The organism is Paucibacter sp. Y2R2-4, assembly GCF_025717535.1.
Lineage (GTDB): Bacteria > Pseudomonadota > Gammaproteobacteria > Burkholderiales > Burkholderiaceae_C > Paucibacter_A.
On record NZ_JAJIRO010000001.1, the window covers coordinates 1,529,494 to 1,549,323 of the forward strand.

General features: G+C 61.9%; 15 protein-coding genes. 3 read left to right on the forward strand and 12 right to left on the reverse strand.

Annotated elements, in window-relative coordinates; all coding sequences use genetic code 11:
- Nucleotides 1–166: 166 nt before the first annotated feature.
- The 3 genes from LNV06_RS06745 (at nt 167) to LNV06_RS06755 (ending at nt 4,964) form a co-directional block, all read left to right on the forward strand.
- Complete coding sequence (locus tag LNV06_RS06745; RefSeq protein WP_263537434.1) at nt 167–1,924, forward strand: ABC transporter ATP-binding protein; 1,758 nt, start codon at nt 167–169, stop codon at nt 1,922–1,924.
- Nucleotides 1,911–3,689: an ABC transporter ATP-binding protein gene (locus tag LNV06_RS06750; RefSeq protein WP_263537435.1), complete on the forward strand. Its 1,779-nt coding sequence runs from the start codon at nt 1,911–1,913 to the stop codon at nt 3,687–3,689. The genes LNV06_RS06745 and LNV06_RS06750 overlap by 14 nt, the downstream gene beginning before the upstream one ends.
- A gap of 174 nt (nt 3,690–3,863) precedes the next feature.
- Entirely contained in the window at nt 3,864–4,964 is a 1,101-nt protein-coding gene (locus LNV06_RS06755) for a hypothetical protein (protein WP_263537436.1), read from the forward strand.
- A 91-nt stretch (nt 4,965–5,055) separates the two neighbouring features.
- On the opposite strand, the gene LNV06_RS06760 is transcribed toward LNV06_RS06755, so the two are convergent.
- From LNV06_RS06760 to murD, 12 genes are all read right to left on the reverse strand, one after another.
- Nucleotides 5,056–5,964 carry a PEP-CTERM sorting domain-containing protein gene (locus LNV06_RS06760; RefSeq protein ID WP_263537437.1) on the reverse strand — a complete coding sequence of 303 codons (909 nt, stop codon included), beginning with the start codon at nt 5,962–5,964 and terminating at the stop codon, nt 5,056–5,058.
- 174 nt (nt 5,965–6,138) lie between these two features.
- On the reverse strand, nt 6,139–6,324 hold the full coding sequence (locus LNV06_RS06765) for a hypothetical protein (RefSeq protein ID WP_263537438.1): 186 nt from the start codon (nt 6,322–6,324) through the stop codon (nt 6,139–6,141).
- 39 nt (nt 6,325–6,363) lie between these two features.
- Nucleotides 6,364–7,299 (reverse strand): UDP-3-O-acyl-N-acetylglucosamine deacetylase, encoded by a 936-nt coding sequence (lpxC, locus tag LNV06_RS06770; RefSeq protein ID WP_263537439.1) that lies wholly within the window; start codon nt 7,297–7,299, stop codon nt 6,364–6,366.
- A gap of 5 nt (nt 7,300–7,304) precedes the next feature.
- Nucleotides 7,305–9,467, reverse strand: coding sequence for a sensor histidine kinase (locus LNV06_RS06775; RefSeq protein WP_263537440.1), 2,163 nt, complete (start codon nt 9,465–9,467; stop codon nt 7,305–7,307).
- Nucleotides 9,468–9,693: 226 nt separating this feature from the next.
- Nucleotides 9,694–10,938 carry a cell division protein FtsZ gene (gene ftsZ, locus LNV06_RS06780; protein ID WP_263537441.1) on the reverse strand — a complete coding sequence of 415 codons (1,245 nt, stop codon included), beginning with the start codon at nt 10,936–10,938 and terminating at the stop codon, nt 9,694–9,696.
- A 196-nt stretch (nt 10,939–11,134) separates the two neighbouring features.
- Nucleotides 11,135–12,364, reverse strand: coding sequence for a cell division protein FtsA (ftsA, locus tag LNV06_RS06785; RefSeq protein WP_263537442.1), 1,230 nt, complete (start codon nt 12,362–12,364; stop codon nt 11,135–11,137).
- An 11-nt stretch (nt 12,365–12,375) separates the two neighbouring features.
- Nucleotides 12,376–13,224: a cell division protein FtsQ/DivIB gene (locus LNV06_RS06790; RefSeq protein WP_318013446.1), complete on the reverse strand. Its 849-nt coding sequence runs from the start codon at nt 13,222–13,224 to the stop codon at nt 12,376–12,378.
- Between the two features lie 13 nt (nt 13,225–13,237).
- Complete coding sequence (locus LNV06_RS06795) at nt 13,238–14,233, reverse strand: D-alanine--D-alanine ligase (RefSeq protein WP_263537444.1); 996 nt, start codon at nt 14,231–14,233, stop codon at nt 13,238–13,240.
- Entirely contained in the window at nt 14,230–15,636 is a 1,407-nt protein-coding gene (murC, locus tag LNV06_RS06800) for a UDP-N-acetylmuramate--L-alanine ligase (protein ID WP_263537445.1), read from the reverse strand. The genes LNV06_RS06795 and murC overlap by 4 nt, the downstream gene beginning before the upstream one ends.
- Nucleotides 15,633–16,721 carry an undecaprenyldiphospho-muramoylpentapeptide beta-N-acetylglucosaminyltransferase gene (murG, locus tag LNV06_RS06805; protein WP_263537446.1) on the reverse strand — a complete coding sequence of 363 codons (1,089 nt, stop codon included), beginning with the start codon at nt 16,719–16,721 and terminating at the stop codon, nt 15,633–15,635. The genes murC and murG overlap by 4 nt, the downstream gene beginning before the upstream one ends.
- On the reverse strand, nt 16,718–17,992 hold the full coding sequence (gene ftsW, locus LNV06_RS06810; protein ID WP_263537447.1) for a putative lipid II flippase FtsW: 1,275 nt from the start codon (nt 17,990–17,992) through the stop codon (nt 16,718–16,720). The genes murG and ftsW overlap by 4 nt, the downstream gene beginning before the upstream one ends.
- Nucleotides 17,989–19,725, reverse strand: coding sequence for a UDP-N-acetylmuramoyl-L-alanine--D-glutamate ligase (gene murD / locus LNV06_RS06815; RefSeq protein ID WP_263537535.1), 1,737 nt, complete (start codon nt 19,723–19,725; stop codon nt 17,989–17,991). Before murD ends, ftsW begins: the two co-directional genes overlap by 4 nt.
- Nucleotides 19,726–19,830 lie beyond the last annotated feature (105 nt).

The following is a 19,830-nucleotide window of genomic DNA, read 5'->3' on the forward strand; positions in this document are numbered from 1 at the left end:
GGCACCGCCCACGGGCAAACACCTAGCGCGAAAATGCACACCGGATCGGCGTGAGTTCGGCCCTCGCACCACGGCAACTCGAGCCCGAGCCAAATACTGGCCCCCACATAGAATCAGCGCCATTCCTAGGCCGGTTCGCCCTGCGCAGCCCTCGAGACTTGCCCCCATGACCCTGAAACAAATGCTTGTCGGCTTCGTGCGCCGGCATTGGACGGCCTATGCCTCCGCCGCCGTCATGTTGGCCAGCATTGCACTGCTGACCGTCTGGATTCCGCGCCAAGTGGGCCATGTGGTGGACGGTTTGGTGGCCGGCTCGCTGCGCGGCCCCGCCTTGCTGAAAGAGCTGGGCCTCTTGGTCGCCTGCGGTCTGGCGATTTACCTGCTGCGCGTGGGCTGGCGACTGGCGCTGTTTGCCGCGGCTTATCGCCTGGGCCAAGAGCTGCGCACCCGGCTCTATCAAGGCCTGACCCTGCAAGGCCCGGTGTTCTTTCAAAGCAAGCGCACCGGCGACCTGATGGCGCTGGCCACCAATGACATTGACGCGGTGGAAATGGCGGCCGGCGAGGCCTTGCTGGCCGCTTTTGATGGCTCACTCACGCTGATCCTGGTGCTCAGCATGATGACGCTGGGCATCGACTGGCGGCTCGGCCTGGCCGCGCTGATCCCCTTCCCCTTCATGGCCTTCGCTTTTTGGCGCATTTCCAATCAGGTGCACCTGGCTTGGCAGAGTTCGCTGTCGCGGTTTTCCACACTGAACCAGCATGTGCAAGAAGGCTTGGCCGGCGTGCGCACCTTGCGCGCTTTGGGTCTGGTGCCACGCAATACCCGTCAGTTCAGCGAGTTAGCGGACAGCGCCGGCGAAGCCAGCTATCGCGCCCAGCGCTGGGAGGCGGCCTTTGAGCCCGCCGTTGGCATGACGCTGAGCGCGGCGATGACGATTGCCTTGGGCCTGGGCGGCTGGCTGGTGGCGCGCCAAGAACTCAGCATCGGCCAACTGACCGCCTTCACCATGTACCTGGGCCAGTTGATTTGGCCGATGTTTGCGGCCGGCTGGGTGCTCTCGCTGTTGGAGCGCGGCCGGGCGGCCTGGGACCGGCTGGCGCCCGTGCTGGATGCGCCGCTGACGCTGCTGGACAGCGGTCAGCAAGCATTGCCGGATCAGGCGCGGGTGGCCTTTGAGCAGGTCAGCTTTCTGTACCCAGAGGCCGAGCGCCCAGCGCTGGACGAGATCAGCCTGCAGCTGCCACCCGGCCAGACCCTGGGCCTGGTGGGGCCAACCGGTGCAGGCAAGTCGACCGTGTTGCGGCTTTTGTTGCGCCAGTTCGAACCCTTGAGTGGGCAGGTGTCCATTGGTGGGCAGGCCTTGCCCAACCTGAGCCTGCAAGCGCTGCGCCTGGGCCTGGCCTGGGTGCCCCAAGAGCCCTTCTTATTCTCCGCCTCGATCGCCGAGAACATTGCGCTGGCCAAGCCCGACGCCAGCGCAGCCGAAATTCAAGCCGCTGCCCAAATGGCCGCGGTGCATGAGGACATTGAGCGCCTGCCGCAGGGCTACGCCACCGAGATTGGCGAGCGCGGCGTCACCTTGTCGGGCGGGCAAAGACAGCGTGTGGCGATTGCTCGAGCGCTCTTGTCTGATGCGCCTTTGCTCTTGCTGGACGATGCGCTGTCGGCCGTGGACACCGGCACCGAGACGCAGATTCTTGAACACCTGCGCGAGCTGCGCCGCAGCCGACCGGAGCGCAGCAGCCTGATCGTCAGCCACCGGCTCAGCGCGGTGATGGAGGCCGATCACATCATCGTTTTGCAGAACGGCCGCATCACCGAGCAAGGCAGCCACGCGGAGCTGCTGGCCCTGGAAGGCGGCTGGTACGCCAGCCAATGGCGTTATCAACAACTGGAGGCCAGCATCGATGCCGAGCTCTGAACACAAGGCGCAAGCGCAGCCCCAAGCAGTGGAGCGGCCCTGGGCCTCGGTCGGCCTTTTGATGACGGCGGCAGCGCCTGAGAAACCTACGCTCTTGCGCGGCGTGTTTTGGCTGCTGCTGGCCGCTGGCATTGAAGCGCTGGGGCCCATCATCAGCAAGCACTTCATCGACACCTATTTGCAGCCACGCCAGTTTGATGTGCAAGCCATGGGCGCACTCTTGCTGGGCCTGCTGCTGTGCGGCTGGAGCGCCAGCTGGATTCGCTTTGCGCAGCTCTCGCGCATGGCCGGCGTGGCGCGTCGCTCGGTGCTGCGCCTGCGCGAGCAGGTCTATGCCCATGTGCTGGCCCTGCCCATGGCCTTTTTTGACAAAGCCATCACCGGCCAATTGGTCAGCCGCGTCACCAATGACAGCGAAGCGGTGAACACCTTGTACCGCCAGGTGCTGTATGTGATGCTGGACTCCAGCATCGTCGTCATCGGCTCTCTGATCGCAATGGCTTGGCTGGACTGGCGCTTGATGCTGATCGTGGCGATGTTGGTGCCGGCCATGCTTTTGATCATTGCGCTCTATCAACGCCTGAGCGCGCCCGCCGTGGCCCGCGCCCGCCAGCTGCGCAGCGAGATCAATGCCCAGATGGCCGAGAGCATGGCCGGCATGGCGATGCTGCAAGCGGCCGGCGCGGCGCCTCGTTTTGCTCAGCGCTTTGGGCGCACCAATGGCGATCACTTGAAGGCACGCGTGGCCGAGCTCAGCGCCAATGCCTGGCTCTTGCGGCCAGCGCTGGACCTGCTCAATGTGCTGCTGCTGGTGACGGTGATTTACGGCTTTGGACGCCGTGAAATGTCGGGCCTGGAAGTAGGGCTGCTGTTCGCCTTCCTCAGCTATATCTCACGCGTGGTGGAGCCGCTGATTCAGATCACCATGCAGTTCGGGCAATTGCAGCAATCGATGGTGGCGGCCTCACGCGTGCGCAGCCTCTTGCAAGAGACCGCGCCGGTGAGTTCGACGGAGGCCGGCCTGGCCGTGACGGCCGGGCATATCCAGATCGAGTCGCTGAACTTTGCCTATGACGCCGGCAAGCCGGTGCTGAAAGACCTGAGCCTGGACATTCCGGCCGGCCAATTCGTCGGCATCGTCGGCCATACCGGCAGCGGCAAGTCCACCCTGCTCTCGCTCTTGCTGCGCTTCTATTCCGCGCAGCAAGGCAGCATCCGCATGGACGGCCATGCGCTGGCGAGCCTGCCAGACGAGGCATTTCGCGCCGCCGTCGGCCTGGTGCCGCAAGAGCCCTATCTGATGGCGGCCAGCGCCGCCGAGAACATCGCCATGGGCCGCAAGATCAGCATGGAGCAAATCCGTGCAGCCGCACGCGCGGCCCGCATCGATGACTTCTTGTCCGCCTTGCCGCAAGCCTATGAGACCTTGCTGGGCGAAGGCGGCGCCCGCGTCTCCACCGGTCAGAAGCAACTGATCGCCATGGCCCGAGCACTGGCCGGTTCGCCGCGCATCTTGTTCCTTGACGAGGCCACCGCCAATATCGACAGCGCCACCGAGCAACTGGTCAGCGAGGCCTTGCAAGCGCTGCACGGCCAGGTGACGGTGGTGGCGATTGCGCACCGACTCTCCACCATCCGCGAAGCCGATCAGATCATTGTCTTGAACCACGGTCATCTGAGTGAGCGCGGCCGCCATGAGGAGCTGATGGCCTTGGAACATGGCATCTATCAACGCTTGGTGGCCTTGCAGGCGCTGGAAGCTTGAGCCGGCGTTGAACCGCCCAAAGACCCTGCAGGAAACCCTCACTCATGACCAGGCGGCGGCGAGGTTCATGCCCGCGATAGTCCATATGGCCTGAGTCAGAGTGACACGCTTCATGGCTGCGTCACCATGCGCTGCGAAAGTCCGGGCTCTGACAAAACTCGAACGGATCGCGCCATGAGACCAGAGCAAAGGCATCAATTCGGCAAGTTGGCCTTGCCCATTGCAATCGCTACCGGCACCGTGATTTGCATCGCGGCTGCGGTGATTTGGGTCAAGCAAGCCAAGGCCTCGTCGACGCCTTCTTCCACGCCTTCGCCCAGCAGCACGGCTCTGCTGGCACCCCCAGCATCCGCCAGCGCCACGCGCGCAGAAAGCCCCGAAGAAGCGCTGCAGCGTTATGCCAATGTGTGCGAGAAGGCGGTTCGTGAACGTCGTTTTGAGCAGGCCCTCGAGTTGTGCCAGACCTTCACGCAAGTGGAGAGCCTCGCCGCCAAGGCCTATGCCAGCATGGCCGTCGCCAGCATGCTGCGTGAGGGCCGCGCCAATAGCGAACAAATGGTCAGCGCCAAGCATGCCGAGCAAGCGGCCAAACTGAAGGATCCGCTGGGACAAATGATTTGGGCCTTCCACACCCTGAACGGCTATGGCGGCAACCAGCTCAGCTCCGAGCAGGTCGCGAAGCTGCTGGTGGACGCTCAAAAGGGTGGCGTGGACAAAGCCTCGCTCTTGCTCGACAACCTCAAGCAAGGCCAGCAATGCCGCGAGACTGCCAAGGTGCAGATGTTCGATTTGCCGCTGTTTTGCATGAACCGCGGCGAACTGCGCCTGGCTTTGAAGGGCTTGGGCCTGCGAGAACAGGAAGAAAAAGCGGGCAGCGAGCGCGAGGTCTTCAATCTGGGCGACTTGCTGCCGGGCGCCAAGCAACTGAGCCTGCAATATGCACGCGAGCTGCCCTCCTACCTGCTCAAGCCGGCCATCCTGTCTTATCGCTTCAGCAACCAAGATGCGCTGGCCTTGGCACAAACTCAGCAGCGCATCACCGATGGCCTGCGCAAGAAATACGGCGAAGCTCAGCAGCGCAATGCCGAAACCAATATGCCCAGCCTTTGGCGCACCAGCGACGGCATCGAGATTGAACTGCGCCGCGACGGCCCGAATGAGCTTCTGCTCAGCTACCAACTGCCCTCACGCGTTACCGCCCTGCGCGAGCAAACGCTGGCACAAGAGCAACGTCGTCAAGAAAAGCTGAATGCGCAGACGCTGAAGGCGATCTAAAAAAGGCCAGGCTGAAACTGGTTTTCAGCCTGGCCATATGCGCAGGTCACATACGCGCAGGCTACATACGCGCAGGTCACATATGCGCAGGTCAGGCGCGACGACCTTTGGCCATACCCCAAGACAAACCCAGGCTCAGCAATACCAGCGCCAAACTGGCCGGTTCGGGCACTTGATTCGCGGGGGCCGCGGTAAAGAAAAAGCCGGGTGAGCCCTCGCCGTCCGCAATGAATGGGTCGCCATAAAAGCCTCGCCCTTCAGCCTTGAAGCAGTCCCCTGCTAGCGAAGAAAGCGCTGTCTGGGCAGTAGGCGGCGCGGCGCAACCGTTGACTGCAGCCCCCACCTGCGAGAAAGAGCTGATGTCCATATTGGCCACAATGCTGAGGCTTTCGCCAGCGGCCAGCGTGCGCTCCATATTGACGTAGACATAGTCCCAGAAGTACTCGCCGTCGCTGCCGTCATTGTTTGCATTCAATCGGACACCCTCGTGCGTCATGCTGAAGCCCGATTTGTCACCACGAATCGTTGCACTGCTGCTGAAAACTTTGTCGCCGTTCAGACCGATGGTTGCCAAGTAATCGCTACGACTGAATTCGCCATCGCCGAAGGTCTCACCATCCGACAGAAAAGAGCCGATGTAGCCGCCGTAGATCTTGAAGTGCAGCGAATAGGTTTGCGCAGCGCCACTGTCATTCAGCAAGTCGTAGCTGAACCCTGCATGGGCCGAGCTATTGCTGACGCCCGTCGCCTGGCTGGACACGGCATAGGAACCGTTGGATCGAGCAAACCCGCTTGATTGGCCAGTTCCCTCGCTATTACTGATGACGCTCCGGCTGTAAACAAAATCGGCATCACCGCCCGAAACGGGGCTCGCCGAACCCACACCGGCGTTGGCGCTCGAAATGGCAGAAAGGCTTGGATTGGCCTGCACGGACGGCATAGCGACTAGCCATGCGGCGCAAGCCAAGGCCACGAAGTTCAGGCGCTTTGAAAAAATCATGTGACGCTCCTTGCTCATTGATGTTCAAGCATTCGATACAGACATGCAGACGGACACGCAGACAAGGACATCATCGGTAAACCCATGACCCAGCCTTGCGCAAAATCTGAGTAGACATGAGGTTAGCACGACCCATCATGGCGCGAAGGCGCGCCAGCACTTCGGTTCTAGGTGTTAGAGCATCATCGCCAAGCGCTCAAGAATCAGCACGGCAAAAAAGCCCAGCGCCGCCAGTACGGTCCATTTGATGATCAGCACGCCGCGTTGGCGCCAAATGACTTGGCCGCTGCCGATATAAAGGGCAAAGCACAGCACACCCGCAAACAGCAGCAGGCCAACGACCAGGCGAAAGATCAGCATCGAAAGCAGTCCTTTAAGTGGTCTTTTTGTAGCAGGCGTTTACCAAGCCGGCGCCAATTGCGCAAAGCCGGCCGGCGCGTCGGCCTCGTTTTCGAAGCTGACAATGTCATAGGCCGTCTCATCGGCCAGGAGCGCGCGCAAGAGCTTGTTGTTGAGCGCATGCCCGCCCTTGAAGGAGGTGTAGGCGGCCAGCAGCGGATAACCCACGACCTGCATATCGCCAATCGCATCCAAGATCTTGTGTTTGACAAACTCATCGTCATAACGCAATCCATCAGCGTTCAAGACCCGGTAGTCATCCACCACGATGGCGTTGTCCATCGAACCGCCCAGGGTCAGGCCACGTGAGCGCATCAGTTCGATGTCGCTGGTCATGCCAAAGGTGCGGGCTCGGGCGATTTCGCGCTTGTACTGGCCGCTGCCCATGTCAAAGACATATTGCTGACCGGTGGCCGAGACGGCCGGGTTGTCAAACTCGATCTCGAAGCTGAGGGTGTAACCATGGTGGGGCGCCAGCTTGGCCCACATCAGGCGCTTGCCCTCGCCTTGGCGCACTTCGACGGTCTTCTTCACCCGCAGGAATTTCTTGGCAGCCTTTTGCAACTCGATGCCCGCGCTTTGCAGCAGGTAGACAAAGCTGGCGGCCGATCCGTCAAGAATCGGCACTTCGTCGGCGTTGATGTCGACATACAGATTGTCCAAACCCAGACCCGCACAAGCCGAGAGCAGATGCTCGATCGTCTGCACCTTGGGCCCGCCGGGGTCGCCGCCTGGGCTGACGGTGGTGGCCATGCGGGTGTCGCAGACGGTATCGGCGCGCACCGGAATGTCGACCGGCGTATTCAGGTCGACGCGGCGGAACACGATGCCTGTATTGGCCGCCGCCGGACGCAAGGTCAATTCAACACGTTGGCCGCTGTGGATGCCGACGCCAACTGCCTTGGTCAAGGACTTGAGGGTTCTTTGTTGCAACATAAGCTTCAAATTGTCCGTGATTCGGCAGGACCTTGCTGCCCTGGGGCTTGTGGCCGCTTGACCGGCAGGCGCAGGCTCAGCCTGGTGCCCTGGCCCGGACTTGAGTCGATACGCACCACACCGCCCAAGCGCTGAGCACGCCGCTGCTGGCTCTTCAAGCCCCGGCCTCGTTGGGCGGTGGCCAAGTCAAAGCCATCGCCATCGTCCTCCACACGAATCTCGACATAGTGGCCATGGTTGCGGGTGACCATACGCACCCTCGTGGCCCGGGCATGTTTGAGCACATTGCTGAGCGCTTCTTGCATCAGGCGCAGCACATGCAAGGCGTCGGGCGGCTCTAGCCATTCCAGCATGGGCAGGTCTTGCACGTCCCATTCCAACATCAAACCGCCGGCTTGCAATCGCTTGCCCAGGCGATAGCGCATGGTGGCCAGCAGGGCCACCAGATCATGCGCGACCGGCTCGAGCGAGTCGATGACCAAACGCAGATCGTCCACGCATTCGCGCAGCACCTCCACCACTTTGTCTTGATCCATGCTGCCCTGCTCCACCGCCACCATGGCGGACAGCAGCGCGGAGCCCAGCCCGTCGTGCATGTCTTGCATCAGGCGTTGCCGCTCCAGCAGCAGCGCTTGTTGGCGCTCGACTTCCCGCAGCCGCTCATACTGGCTTTTCAACTCCATGCTTTGCTGCGACAGACGTTCGGCCAGTTGAGTGTTCAGCAACTCGACTTCATTCAAGGCGCCGAGATAGCGACGTTGCACCGCGTAGAGAAAGGTGGCCACCGAGATCAAGGTGGCAAAGGGCAGCAAATACAGATGCTCGGGCCAAGCCCAACCGGCCATCAGTACCAGATCGTGCAGGCCCAGCACCACGCAAATCACCAAACTCACCGCGATCACACGCAACTCGGTGAGGCCGGGTAATGGGCGAGAACCGTCCTCACTATTCACAGCACTCCGGCCGCCTCGCACAGCCAAGCCCAGCAGAAACAAGGTACACACCAGACCCAAAACGGCATTGGCCGAATGCTGCAAGACCGGCGCGGCGATGGGCTGATGCCACCAAGGCAAAGTCAACACACTGCTGAGCACGACGAACACCACCATGCCGCGCTCCATTTGCTTGAAACGCCGCTGGGCATAGCGCAAGGCGAACATAAAGGTGAGCAGCATCACCCAAGACAAGGCCGCATTGCTCATCCACCAAAACCAGCCCTCGCCCAGAGGGGTACGCGGCGTGGCCAGGTAGTAATGCAGATTGCGCAAGAGCCAGGCCAAGGTCAGCAAGGCAAACAGCAGATAGGCCGGCTCATCGCGACGCCGCAGCCACAGCGACAAGGAGAAGAAGCCCAAGACCACCAGCAACAAGCCGGTCGCTTGAGGCACGGCGATTTGCAGCGTCCAACGGCGACCTTGCTTAGCCTCCAACTCTTCTTTGGCGCCCAGCCACACCGTGGGCACCGAGTAGGGCTCATCCGCAGCGACCGGCACGGCCAAGACGATGTCCAGGCCCTGGTCTTTGGGTGTATCGGTCAAGGCGGATGGGATCAGCGCCCAAAGCGGCCGCACCCATTGCTCACGAGCTCCGGCTTGGTTGTCAAACACCGGCTGCCAACCTTCTTCCGTACGCACCAACACCGCAGCAGCGAGGCCGACCAGACGCGGCATATACAGCGCCACACTGGTAGGCCAAGTGCCGTCAGGGGCGTAGCGCAATCGGTACCAGCGCATTTGATAGGGCGCAGCACTCGCATCGGCATTGCGACCCTCGCTCGCCGCTCGCACATCGGGCAATGGCACCGAGCTCCATGCCTCCCGTTTTTCAGGGGGCAATAAATGGGCGGGCAGACTGCTCGCGCGAGGATGCGCATTGGCACTCCCCAGGTCCATACGGCGCAGCGCGCCGCGCCAGGCTTCAAGGTCGCCACAGCTCCATTGGCTTACTGCGAGTTCGGCCGCCTGGTGCCGCAATGCTGTACTTGCTGCGGGAGCTAAGGAGGCGGCAGCGGACTCAGGTTCCGAAGCCATCTGTGCCCAGCTGCCTGCAGGAGCAAGACTCAGGCAGAAGAACAAGACCAGGCCCAGCAGTCCGGCATCAACTCTCAGGGCTTGCCGGTACTTGGCAAGCTGGGCCTGGGCAATCGCGGCGACATCACATCTGCACAAAGAAATAGCCTCTCAGCATCTTGTACGCTCGGACAAAGCGCGGTCTGGACTGCAGCATGCCACAAGCTTGTGCGGGGTAGAGAGGGCACAGACGAGGACACAAGGGCTATCAAAAAGCAGCAAGGCCTATTGTGGTGAGTTGGACTCTCCACAATAGGCCTTGAATATTCAGTCGGGCTTCAACCGACATTCAACCGACCTTCATCTGGCCGCAGGGCCAGCGCGATCAGTCCGCTTGCTTGCGCAGGAAGGCGGGGATCTCGATTTCGTCCATGCCGTTCGACGACAGGGCTTCCACCTTGGCCGCTGCAGTGCGGCCATGGCGCCAGACGCTGGGCACGCTCATGCCGGCGAAGTCATTGCCGCCACCCACTTGGGCTGCGCCAAGACCGCTGCCGCCCTGGGCCGCATGGGCGCCCATGCTCACGGCTTGGGTCAGCACTGGCATATTGTCGGTACCGGTGCGCAGCTGAACTTGCGGCTGCACCACCGACAGCGGCGCCTGCTGACGAGCGCGCTGCGAGGACAGGCCGGTCGCAATCACGGTCACACGCAAGGTGTCGCCCAGGCTTTCGTCGTAGGCCGTGCCGTAGATGATGTGCGCATCTTCAGCGGCGTAGCGCTTGACAGCGTTCATCGCATTGCGGCTTTCGGCCAGTTTGAAGGTGCTGCGGTTCGCCGCGATCAGCACCAGCACGCCACGCGCGCCGGACAGATCGATGCCTTCCAACAGCGGGCAAGCGACGGCGGCTTCGGCAGCCTTGGCGGCGCGGTCAGGGCCGCTGGCCACGGCCGTGCCCATCATGGCCTTGCCAGGCTCGCTCATCACGGTCTTGACGTCTTCAAAGTCGACGTTCACCAAGCCGGGCATGTGGATGATGTCCGAAATGCCGCCAACAGCGTTCTTCAGCACGTCATTGGCGTGTGCGAAAGCTTGGTCCTGGGTCACATCGTCACCCAACACGTCGAGCAGCTTGTCGTTCAAAACGACGATCAGCGAATCGACATTGGCTTCCAGCTCGGCCAGGCCGGCATCAGCCGCCTTGGAACGACGACCGCCTTCAAATTCGAAAGGCTTGGTCACCACGCCCACGGTCAGGATGCCCATTTCCTTGGCCACACGAGCGATCACGGGGGCAGCGCCGGTACCGGTGCCGCCGCCCATGCCGGCAGTGATGAACAGCATGTGCGCGCCTTGGATGGACTCGCGAATGCGTGCTTCAGCCTCTTCGGCGGCCGACTTGCCCATTTCAGGCTTGGCGCCAGCGCCCAGACCTGAGGTACCCAGTTGCAGCAACTGGTCTGCCTTCGAGCGATTGAGCGCCTGAGCGTCGGTGTTGGCGCAGATGAACTCCACGCCCTGAACGCCTTGAGCAATCATGTGCTCAACCGCGTTGCCACCACCACCGCCCACGCCAATCACCTTGATTTGGGTGCCTTGGTCAAACTCTTCAATCATTTCGATTGGCATATTCAATTCTCCTTGCCCAATTGTGCCGCCGACAAGCGTTAAAAACTACAGGGATGACCCTCTTTTTTTACTGAAGCCGCCTTTTTCAGACATTTATTTGGCCTGAGCTTGCAAGCAAAGGTAAGAAACTCACTCGCTTGGCCAGTTGTCTGCGTTTTTTGGCGCCCTGGCTCGGCTTCGAGGCCAGGGCCTCTTATTAAAAGTTGCCCAAGAACCAATCTTTAGCGCGACCGAACATGGTCTTCATGGAACCGGCCTGCTGGGCCGCCTTCAAACCCCGGGTGCGCGACAGGCTGGCCTCTTCCAACAAACCCATCACGGTGGCCGAACGAGGATTGGCCACCATATCGGACAGGCCGCCACCATAGGTTGGGTTGCCGCGCCGAACAGGTTTCAGGAATATGTCTTCGGCCAACTCGACCATACCCGGCATGACGGCCGAGCCACCGGTCAAAACAATCCCCGAAGACAGCAGTTCCTCATACCCGCTTTCGCGAATAACTTGGTGCACCAGCGAGAATATCTCCTCGACTCTAGGTTCAATAACGCCCGCAAGTGCTTGTTTTGAAAGCATTCTCGGCGCACGGTCACCCAATCCAGGCACTTCCACCTGATCCGCCGGGTCGGCCAGCATTTGTTTGGCCACCCCATGCTCGACCTTGATTTCTTCCGCATCCTTGGTCGGTGTGCGCAAGGCCATTGCAATATCGCTGGTGATCAAGTCGCCAGCGATGGGGATGACGGCGGTATGGCGAATCGAGCCGCCGGTAAAGATCGCCACATCGGTAGTGCCGGCGCCGATATCGACCAGGGCGACGCCCAGGTCGCGCTCGTCGGCGGTCAGGGCCGCCAGGCTCGAAGCGCTGGAATTCAAAACCAGTTGATCGACCTCTAAACCGCAGCGGCGCACGCATTTGACGATGTTTTCGGCGGCACTTTGGGCGCCTGTGACAATATGAACCTTGACCTCAAGGCGGCCTCCGCTCATACCAATGGGCTCTTTCACCTCATGGCCGTCGATCACGAATTCCTGCGGTTCGACCAATAAGAGGCGCTGGTCGTTCGGAATATTGATGGCTTTGGCGGTTTCAACCACCCGCGCCACATCGACCGGCGTGACCTCTTTGTCGCGAACAATCACCATGCCGGTGGAGTTCTGGCCGCGAATATGGCTGCCAGTGATGCCGGTATAGACGCGGGATATCTTGCAGTCGGCCATCATTTCGGCCTCTTTCAGGGCCTGCTGAATCGACTGCACCGTGGCATCAATATTGACGACCACGCCGCGCTTCAAACCATTCGATGAAGCGACGCCCAAACCCGCAATGCGCAATTCGCCATTGCCGAGTACCTCTGCCACCACTGCCATGATCTTGGCGGTGCCGATATCCAAGCCGACGACCAGATCTTTGTATTCCTTGGCCATTTATGTTGTCCTTAGTTTCTTTTCGTTCGGCCATTCAAGCCGGGTTTCACCGGATTCGGCGTGGTTGATATGCCGCTCAAGCGCACCGCAAACCCATCGGCATGACGCAGATCGGCGGATAACACAGGGGCGCTATTGAGCGAGGTAATCTGGGTAATGGAACGGACAAACTGGCCGTATCGAGCCAATATCTCGGCCTCGCTGCCCCGCCCCAGCTCGATCACCGCACCGCGCTCCAGAGCCAAACGCCAGGAGCCGCGGCCCGACAAATCGAGGCGTTCCACCTTTTCATCCAAGCCGCGGCTGAGCGCTTGCAGGCCTTGCCACATCTGCAACATGGCGCCAGCTGTGCCGGACGGGCCGGCCAAAATCGGCAGGTCTTCGTCTTCGACATCGCCCAAATTGGCCTGAAACACCTCGCCAAAGCTGTTCACCAACAGGCGCTCAACGCTGGCGTCGCTTTGGGAGTCGGCGCCTTCGACCTTGGTCTCCCAGTAAGCGGCGGGCTCATGCTCTTCCAGCTTGACCCGCAGTTTGTGCGGCCAAACCCGCTGCACCACCGCGAGGCGCACCCAGGGTACGGCTTCAAAAGCTTCGCGACCTTGCTTCAGATTCATGCTGAGGAAGGAGCCCGACAGATTCGGCAGCGCATTGGCCCGAAGTGAAGCGGCGCTGTTGCGGCTGACTTCCCCTTCGACCTCGATCGCCTGAATCGCAAACAAGGGCAAGCGCGCGACCCAGCGCAGCGCTAAACCGGCCGCGAACACCAACACGGCCGCCACCAAGAGCGCCGACACCGCATTCATCAGGCGGACGTCGGGCGGCAAGGTGACCAGGCTGGGTTGACGGGCGGCACGCATCATGGGCTCCGTTTCAGGCTTGCGCGGCCCGCATGGGCTTGGGTTGACCGTCCAAGCGCGCCTGCGAGAGCAGCCACAAGCACAGATGCTCATAGCTCAGGCCGGCCGCCTTGGCCGCAACCGGCACCAAGGAATGAGAAGTCATGCCGGGCGAGGTGTTCATTTCCAAGAGGAAAGGCTTGCCATCGCTCTTGCGCAGCATCACATCGGCGCGGCCCCAGCCGCGGCAACCCAGCGAACGGTAGGAACGCAAGACCAGATCACGAATCTCGGCTTCTAGCTCCGGGCTCAGACTACCGGTCAGGTAGCGGGTGGTGTTGGTGAAGTACTTGTTCTGGTAGTCGTAGTTGCCGCCTTCAGCCTCGATCACGATCACCGGCAGGGCAAAGGCGGCGTCGCCCTCCCCCAGCACCGGACAACTCAGCTCGGGGCCGTCGATGAATTCCTCGCAAAGAATTTCGTCGTCATACTGGGCGGCCAGGTTCACCGCATCCAAGATCTCAGAGTAGCCCTGCACCTTGCTGATGCCGATGGTCGAGCCTTCATGCGGCGGCTTCACGATCACCGGCAAACCCAGATCATCGGGAATCGCCATGCAGCGCTCGCGGCTGATGTCGGCCTTTTGCAGCTTCACATAACGCGGCGTCGACAGGCCATCGGCCAGCCACAAGCGCTTGGTCATGATCTTGTCCATGGCAATGCTGGAGGCCATCACGCCGGAGCCGGTGTAAGGAATGCCCAGCAGTTCCAAAGCGCCTTGCACCGTACCGTCTTCGCCGTAACGGCCGTGCAGCGCGATGAAGCAACGATCAAAACCTTCGGCCTTGAGCTCGTGCAGACCGCGCTCGGAGGGGTCAAAAGCATGGGCATCCACCCCTTGCGAGCGCAAGGCCTTCAGCACACCGGGGCCTGACATGGTCAGCGAGACTTCGCGTTCGGCCGAGGCGCCGCCCATCAGCACGGCCACTTTGCCGAGCGACTTGGGATCGATATTCAGATCCAGATTCATGACTGGACTTCCTTCAAAAGCATGGACTTGGTTTGTGCCGGCACGGCACCGATGGAGCCTGCGCCCATCACGATCACAACGTCGCCAGCGCGCGAGGCCGCGGCAATCGCCTGCGGCAGCACGGCCACGTCTTCAATGAATTGCAATGCGCTAAATCCTTGGGCTTGCAGCGCGGCCTGCAAAGCGCGACCGTCGGCGCCGGCAATCACGCCTTCGCCAGCGGCATAAACCTCGGTCAGCAGCACCGCATCAAAGCCGGCGATCACCCGCACAAATTCGGCGAAGCAATCACGCGTGCGGGTGTAGCGGTGCGGCTGGAAGGCCAGCACCAGGCGGCGCCCCGGGAACGCGCCACGCGCGGCGGCCAGCACGGCGGCCATTTCCACCGGGTGATGGCCGTAGTCATCCACCAGACTGAACTCACCGCCGCCCTGCGCAGGCAAATCGCCATAACGCTGAAAGCGCCGACCCACGCCGCCAAACTTGGCCAACGCCGCCTGCACCGGCGCATCGGCCAGCTCCAACTCGTCCGCCACCGCAATCGCAGCCAGTGCATTCAAGACGTTATGTCGACCGGCCAGATTCAGAGTCACCGGCAGATCGGCATGTCCTTTGCGCTGCACGGTGAACTGCATGCCGCCGCCGGGCAAGGCCTGCATATCCACGGCGCGCACGTCCAAGCCTTCATCAAAGCCATAAGTGACCACTGGCCGCGACAGCAAAGGCAGGATGGAGCGCACGCCCGCATCGTCGGCGCACAAAATGGCTGCGCCATAAAACGGCATGCGATGCAGAAACTCGACAAAGGCTAGCTTCAAGCGCGCGAAGTCGTGACCATAGGTGTCCATATGGTCGGCGTCGATATTGGTGACGACCGACACCATGGGCAGCAGCTTCAAGAAGGAAGCGTCCGACTCATCCGCCTCCACCACGATGAAGTCGCCGCGGCCCAGGCGCGAGTTGGCGCCGGCGCTGGCCAGCTTGCCGCCGATCACAAAGCTCGGGTCCAGGCCGGCTTCGATCAAAACATCGGTCACCAGCGAGGTGGTGGTGGTCTTGCCATGGGTGCCGGCAATCGCAATGCCTTTTTGCTGACGCATCAGCTCGGCCAGCATGACGGCGCGCTGCACCACCGGCAGATGGCGTGCCCGTGCGGCCAAGACCTCGGGGTTGTCAGCCCGCACCGCGGTGGAAGTGACCACCACCTGCGCATCGCCCAGATGTTCTGCGGCATGGCCAATGTGCACGATCAGGCCCAAGCTGGCCAGGCGCTGCAAAGTCGCGCTATCGGACTGATCCGAACCCGAAACCCGGTAGCCCTGGGCTTGCAGGATCTCGGCAATGCCGCTCATGCCGGCGCCGCCGATGCCCACAAAGTGAATGCGTTGCAAAGCGTGTTTCATTGGGCGGCACTCATTTTTTCAATTTCATCGGCCACCTTGGAGGCAGCGCGCGGGCGGGCCAGGCTGCGCGCCTTCTCGGCCATGCTCAGCAGCGATTCACGGTCCATGCTCTTCAGCAGTTGGTAGAGCCCTTCGGCTGACAAGTCTTCTTGCGGCAAATGGATGGCCGCGCCGTGCTGCGCCATGAAGCGGGCGTTGTCGCGTTGGTGCGAAGTGGTTTTGACCACCAGCGGCACCAGTACGGCGGGAACACCGGCGGCACAGATTTCGCTGACCGTCACCGCACCGGCGCGGCACAGAATCAAATCGGCCTGCGCCAGCTGCGCGGCCATATCGTCGATAAAGGGCAAGACGGCCACACCGTCCACCAAGCCCGCCGCCTTGTACGCCGCCTGCACCACCGCCAGATTGGCTTGGCCAGTTTGGTGCGCGACGGTCGGACGACTTTCCTGCGGCCACAAGGCCAAGGCCTTGGGCAAGACCTCATTGATGGCACGCGCGCCCAAAGAGCCGCCCACCACCAAGACCCGCAGCGGTCCGCTGCGGCCGGCAAAGCGCTCGGCCGGCGGTGCCAGGTTCTCGATCTCGCTGCGCACCGGGTTGCCAGTCACCACCGACTTGGCGGTGGACGCTGCCGCAGCGCCATCGAATCCAAAAGCGATCTTTTGCGCAAAAGGCTTCAGGCCCTGGTTGCTCAAAAGCATGGCCGCGTCGGCGTTCACCAGCATCAAGGGCTTGCGCATCAGCCAAGCCATCAAGCCGCCGGGGAAGCAGACATAACCACCCATGCCCAGCACCGCATCGGCGCTGCGTGTGCCATAAACCGAGCGGCTCTGCACAAAAGCCTGCACCAGTTTGAAGACGCCCTTGACACTGTGCATCAGGCCTTTGCCGCGCAAACCACCAAAAGCCAGGCGGTCCAAGGGGATGCCAGTCGGCGGCACCAGCTTGTTCTCCATGCCCTGCTCAGTCCCCATCCAGCTGACGGACCAACCGCGACGCTTCATCTCTTCTGCGACGGCCAGGCCGGGAATGATGTGACCGCCGGTGCCGGCGGCCATGATGACCAAGTGCTTCGTGCTCATGCTCGGCCTCCTCGCATGAGTTGCCGATTCTCAATATCAATCCTCAGGACGATGGCGAGGGCGATGCAGTTCATCAAAATCGCCGATCCCCCAAAACTCATCAAGGGCAAGGTCAGGCCCTTGGTGGGCAGTGCCCCCAAGTTCACGCCCATATTGATAAAGGCTTGACCGCCCATCCAAATGCCTATGCCTTGCGCGTAAAGACCGGCGAACACACGGTCCAAAGCCACTGCTTGACGGCCAATGTGGAAGAGCCGGCGCGACAGCCAGAAGAAGCCGATGATGACCAGGGCCACGCCGACAAAGCCCAGCTCTTCGCCGATCACCGCCAGCAAGAAGTCGGTGTGCGCCTCGGGCAGGTAGTGCAGTTTTTCAACGCTGGAGCCCAAGCCCTGACCGAACCATTCACCACGGCCCAGCGCAATCAGCGAGTGGGTCAGCTGGTAGGCCTTGCCTTGGGCGTACTTCTCATCCCAGGGGTTCAGATAAGCAAAGATGCGCTCGCGACGGAACTCGCTGAATGTAATCATCAGCACAAACGCGCCGACCAACACCGCCACGATCAAGAAGAACATGCGGCCGTTGACGCCACCCAAGAACAAGATGCCCATGGCGATGGCCGCGATCACCATGAAGGCACCCATATCGGGCTCGGCCAGCAAGAGCACACCGACGATGGCCAGCGACACGGCCATCGGCCAGACCGCCTGGAAGAAGTTCTCCTTCACATCCATCTTGCGCACCATATAGCTGGCGGCATACATGGCGATGCCCATCTTGGCCAACTCCGAGGGCTGGAAGTTCATCACGCCCAAGGGCAGCCAGCGCCTTGCGCCATAAACCACCTTGCCGACACCCGGAATCAGCACCGCAATCAAGAGCACCAAGGACACGACGAAAACCCAGGGCGCCACCCGCTCCCAAGTAGCCACCGGCACTTGAACCGTCAGCAGTCCAGCCACCAAGCCAAACACGATGGCCACGATGTGACGGGTCAAGAAGTGCGTCGGCAAATACTTGGCGAAGCGCGGGTTGTCGGGCATGGCGATGGAGGCCGAATAGACCATCAGCAGACCCAAGGCCATCAAAACCAAGACGACCCAGACCAAGGTTTGGTCAAAACCCTGGATGCGCGTGGGCTGGCCGGCCGAGGGCGAGACCCAGTCGCGCACCGGCACATCGGCCGACTCACTCTTGCGGCTGCCCAACCAAGCGCTCAGGCGCTCGCCCAAGCCCTTGAAGGCGGAGCTCGCGGAGCTGTCTCCGCTCATGCTGCCAGCCCTCCGTCTTGCGCTAATTGCTGGACGGCGCCCACAAACACTTCGGCCCGGTGGCCGTAGTTGCGGAACATATCGAGACTGGCGCAAGCCGGGCTCAGCAAGACGGTGTCGCCGCTTTGCGCCTGGGTTTGGCACCAAGCCGTGGCGGCTTCTAGCGTTTCATGCGCTTGCATGGGTACACCGCAATCGGCCAAGGCGGCGGCAATTTGCGCGCCATCTCGGCCAATCAAGGCCACGGCGCGCGCATGGCGGGACACGCCGGCCGCCAGCGGACTGAAGTCTTGACCCTTGCCGTCGCCGCCCAAAATCAGAACCAGCTTGGCCGGTGCGCGATCCGCGCCCAGGCCGCTGATGGCGGCCACGGTGGCGCCTACATTGGTGCCCTTGGAGTCATCGACGTAATCGACCCCGTCAATGCTCATCACATGCTCGACCCGATGCGGCTCGCCGCGGTACTCGCGCAAGCCATGCAACATCGGCGCCAAGGCGCAACCGGCAGCGCTGGCCAAGGCCAAAGCCGCCAGTGCATTGGCGGCGTTATGGCGGCCGCGCACGCGCAGCGCGTCGGCCGGCATCAAGCGTTGCAGGGTGATCTCTTCTTCCTCATCACCCTTTTTGCGCTTCAGCGTTTCGTCTTGCTCACGGGCGCGCACCAACCAGGCCATGCCGGCTTCTTGCACCAAGCCAAAGTCACCGGGCCGGTCCGGGGCGTCCAAGCCAAAGCGGCTGACGCGACGGCTCACCGACTTGGCCGCGCGCCCGCGACCTTGCTTGACCATCACTGCGGCGGGCACCATGCCCTCGACCACCGGGTCGTCGCGGTTGATGACCATCAGCGCTTGCTCGCCAAAAATCAGCGCCTTGGCGCGCACATAGGCGGCCATATCGCCATGCCAGTCCAAGTGATCTTGGGTGATGTTCAAGACAGCCGCGGCGGTGGGCTCGAAACCCTTCACGCCTTCCAACTGGAAGCTCGACAACTCCAGCACCCAAACCTCGGGCAGGTACTCAAAGACTGGCGCCTTGGGCGGCGGCGGCTTGATCGGCAGCGGCGCTTCGTCCAGCAGCGCATCGACCATTTCCATCGTGGTCGTGGCTGCTGCAGCGACCTCGGTCGCAAGTGCCGATGGTTCATCAGCCGGAACTTCTGCGGGCGCTTCAGCAGCGGCTTCAAGCAAGTTGGGGGCTGAGGCTGATTCAGGCTCAGGCAGTTCCGCTGACTCAGCCACGACTTCGCCGACCACTTCGGCTTCAGCAACTGCCGGCGCAGGTTCCAAATCCAAAGCCTGGCTCAAGGTCGTCAGCATGCTCGGCCCGATATTGCCGGCCATCACCACCCGCTTACCGGCGCGCTCGACCAAGAGGCCGGTCATGCACGTGGTGGTGGTCTTGCCATTGGTACCGGTGATGGCCAGCACCGCCGGCGCATAGCCGCGCTCCAGTTTCAGCTCGGCCAAGGCCTGAGCGAACAGGTCCAACTCGCCTTGCACCGGCACGCCGGTCTGGCGCGCCAGATTCAACACCGGCAGCAGGCGCGCATCCAAAGGCGACAAACCGGGGCTCTTCAAGACCAGGTGCACGCCCGTCAAAGCCGACTCGGGCAGTTCACCGCTGATGAAACTCGCCTCGGGCAAGTCCGATTGCAGGCGCGCCAATTGAGGTGGCTGCTCGCGCGAATCCCAGACCTTCACTTGCGCGCCATAGCGCGCCACCCAGGCGGCCATGGCCAGGCCCGAGTCCCCCAAGCCCAGCACCAGCACTTGGCGGCCGGCAAAACTGGCCCCCACAGCCTGACGCAGCTCAGCCTGCGGCTGCGCGATGTCGGCGCC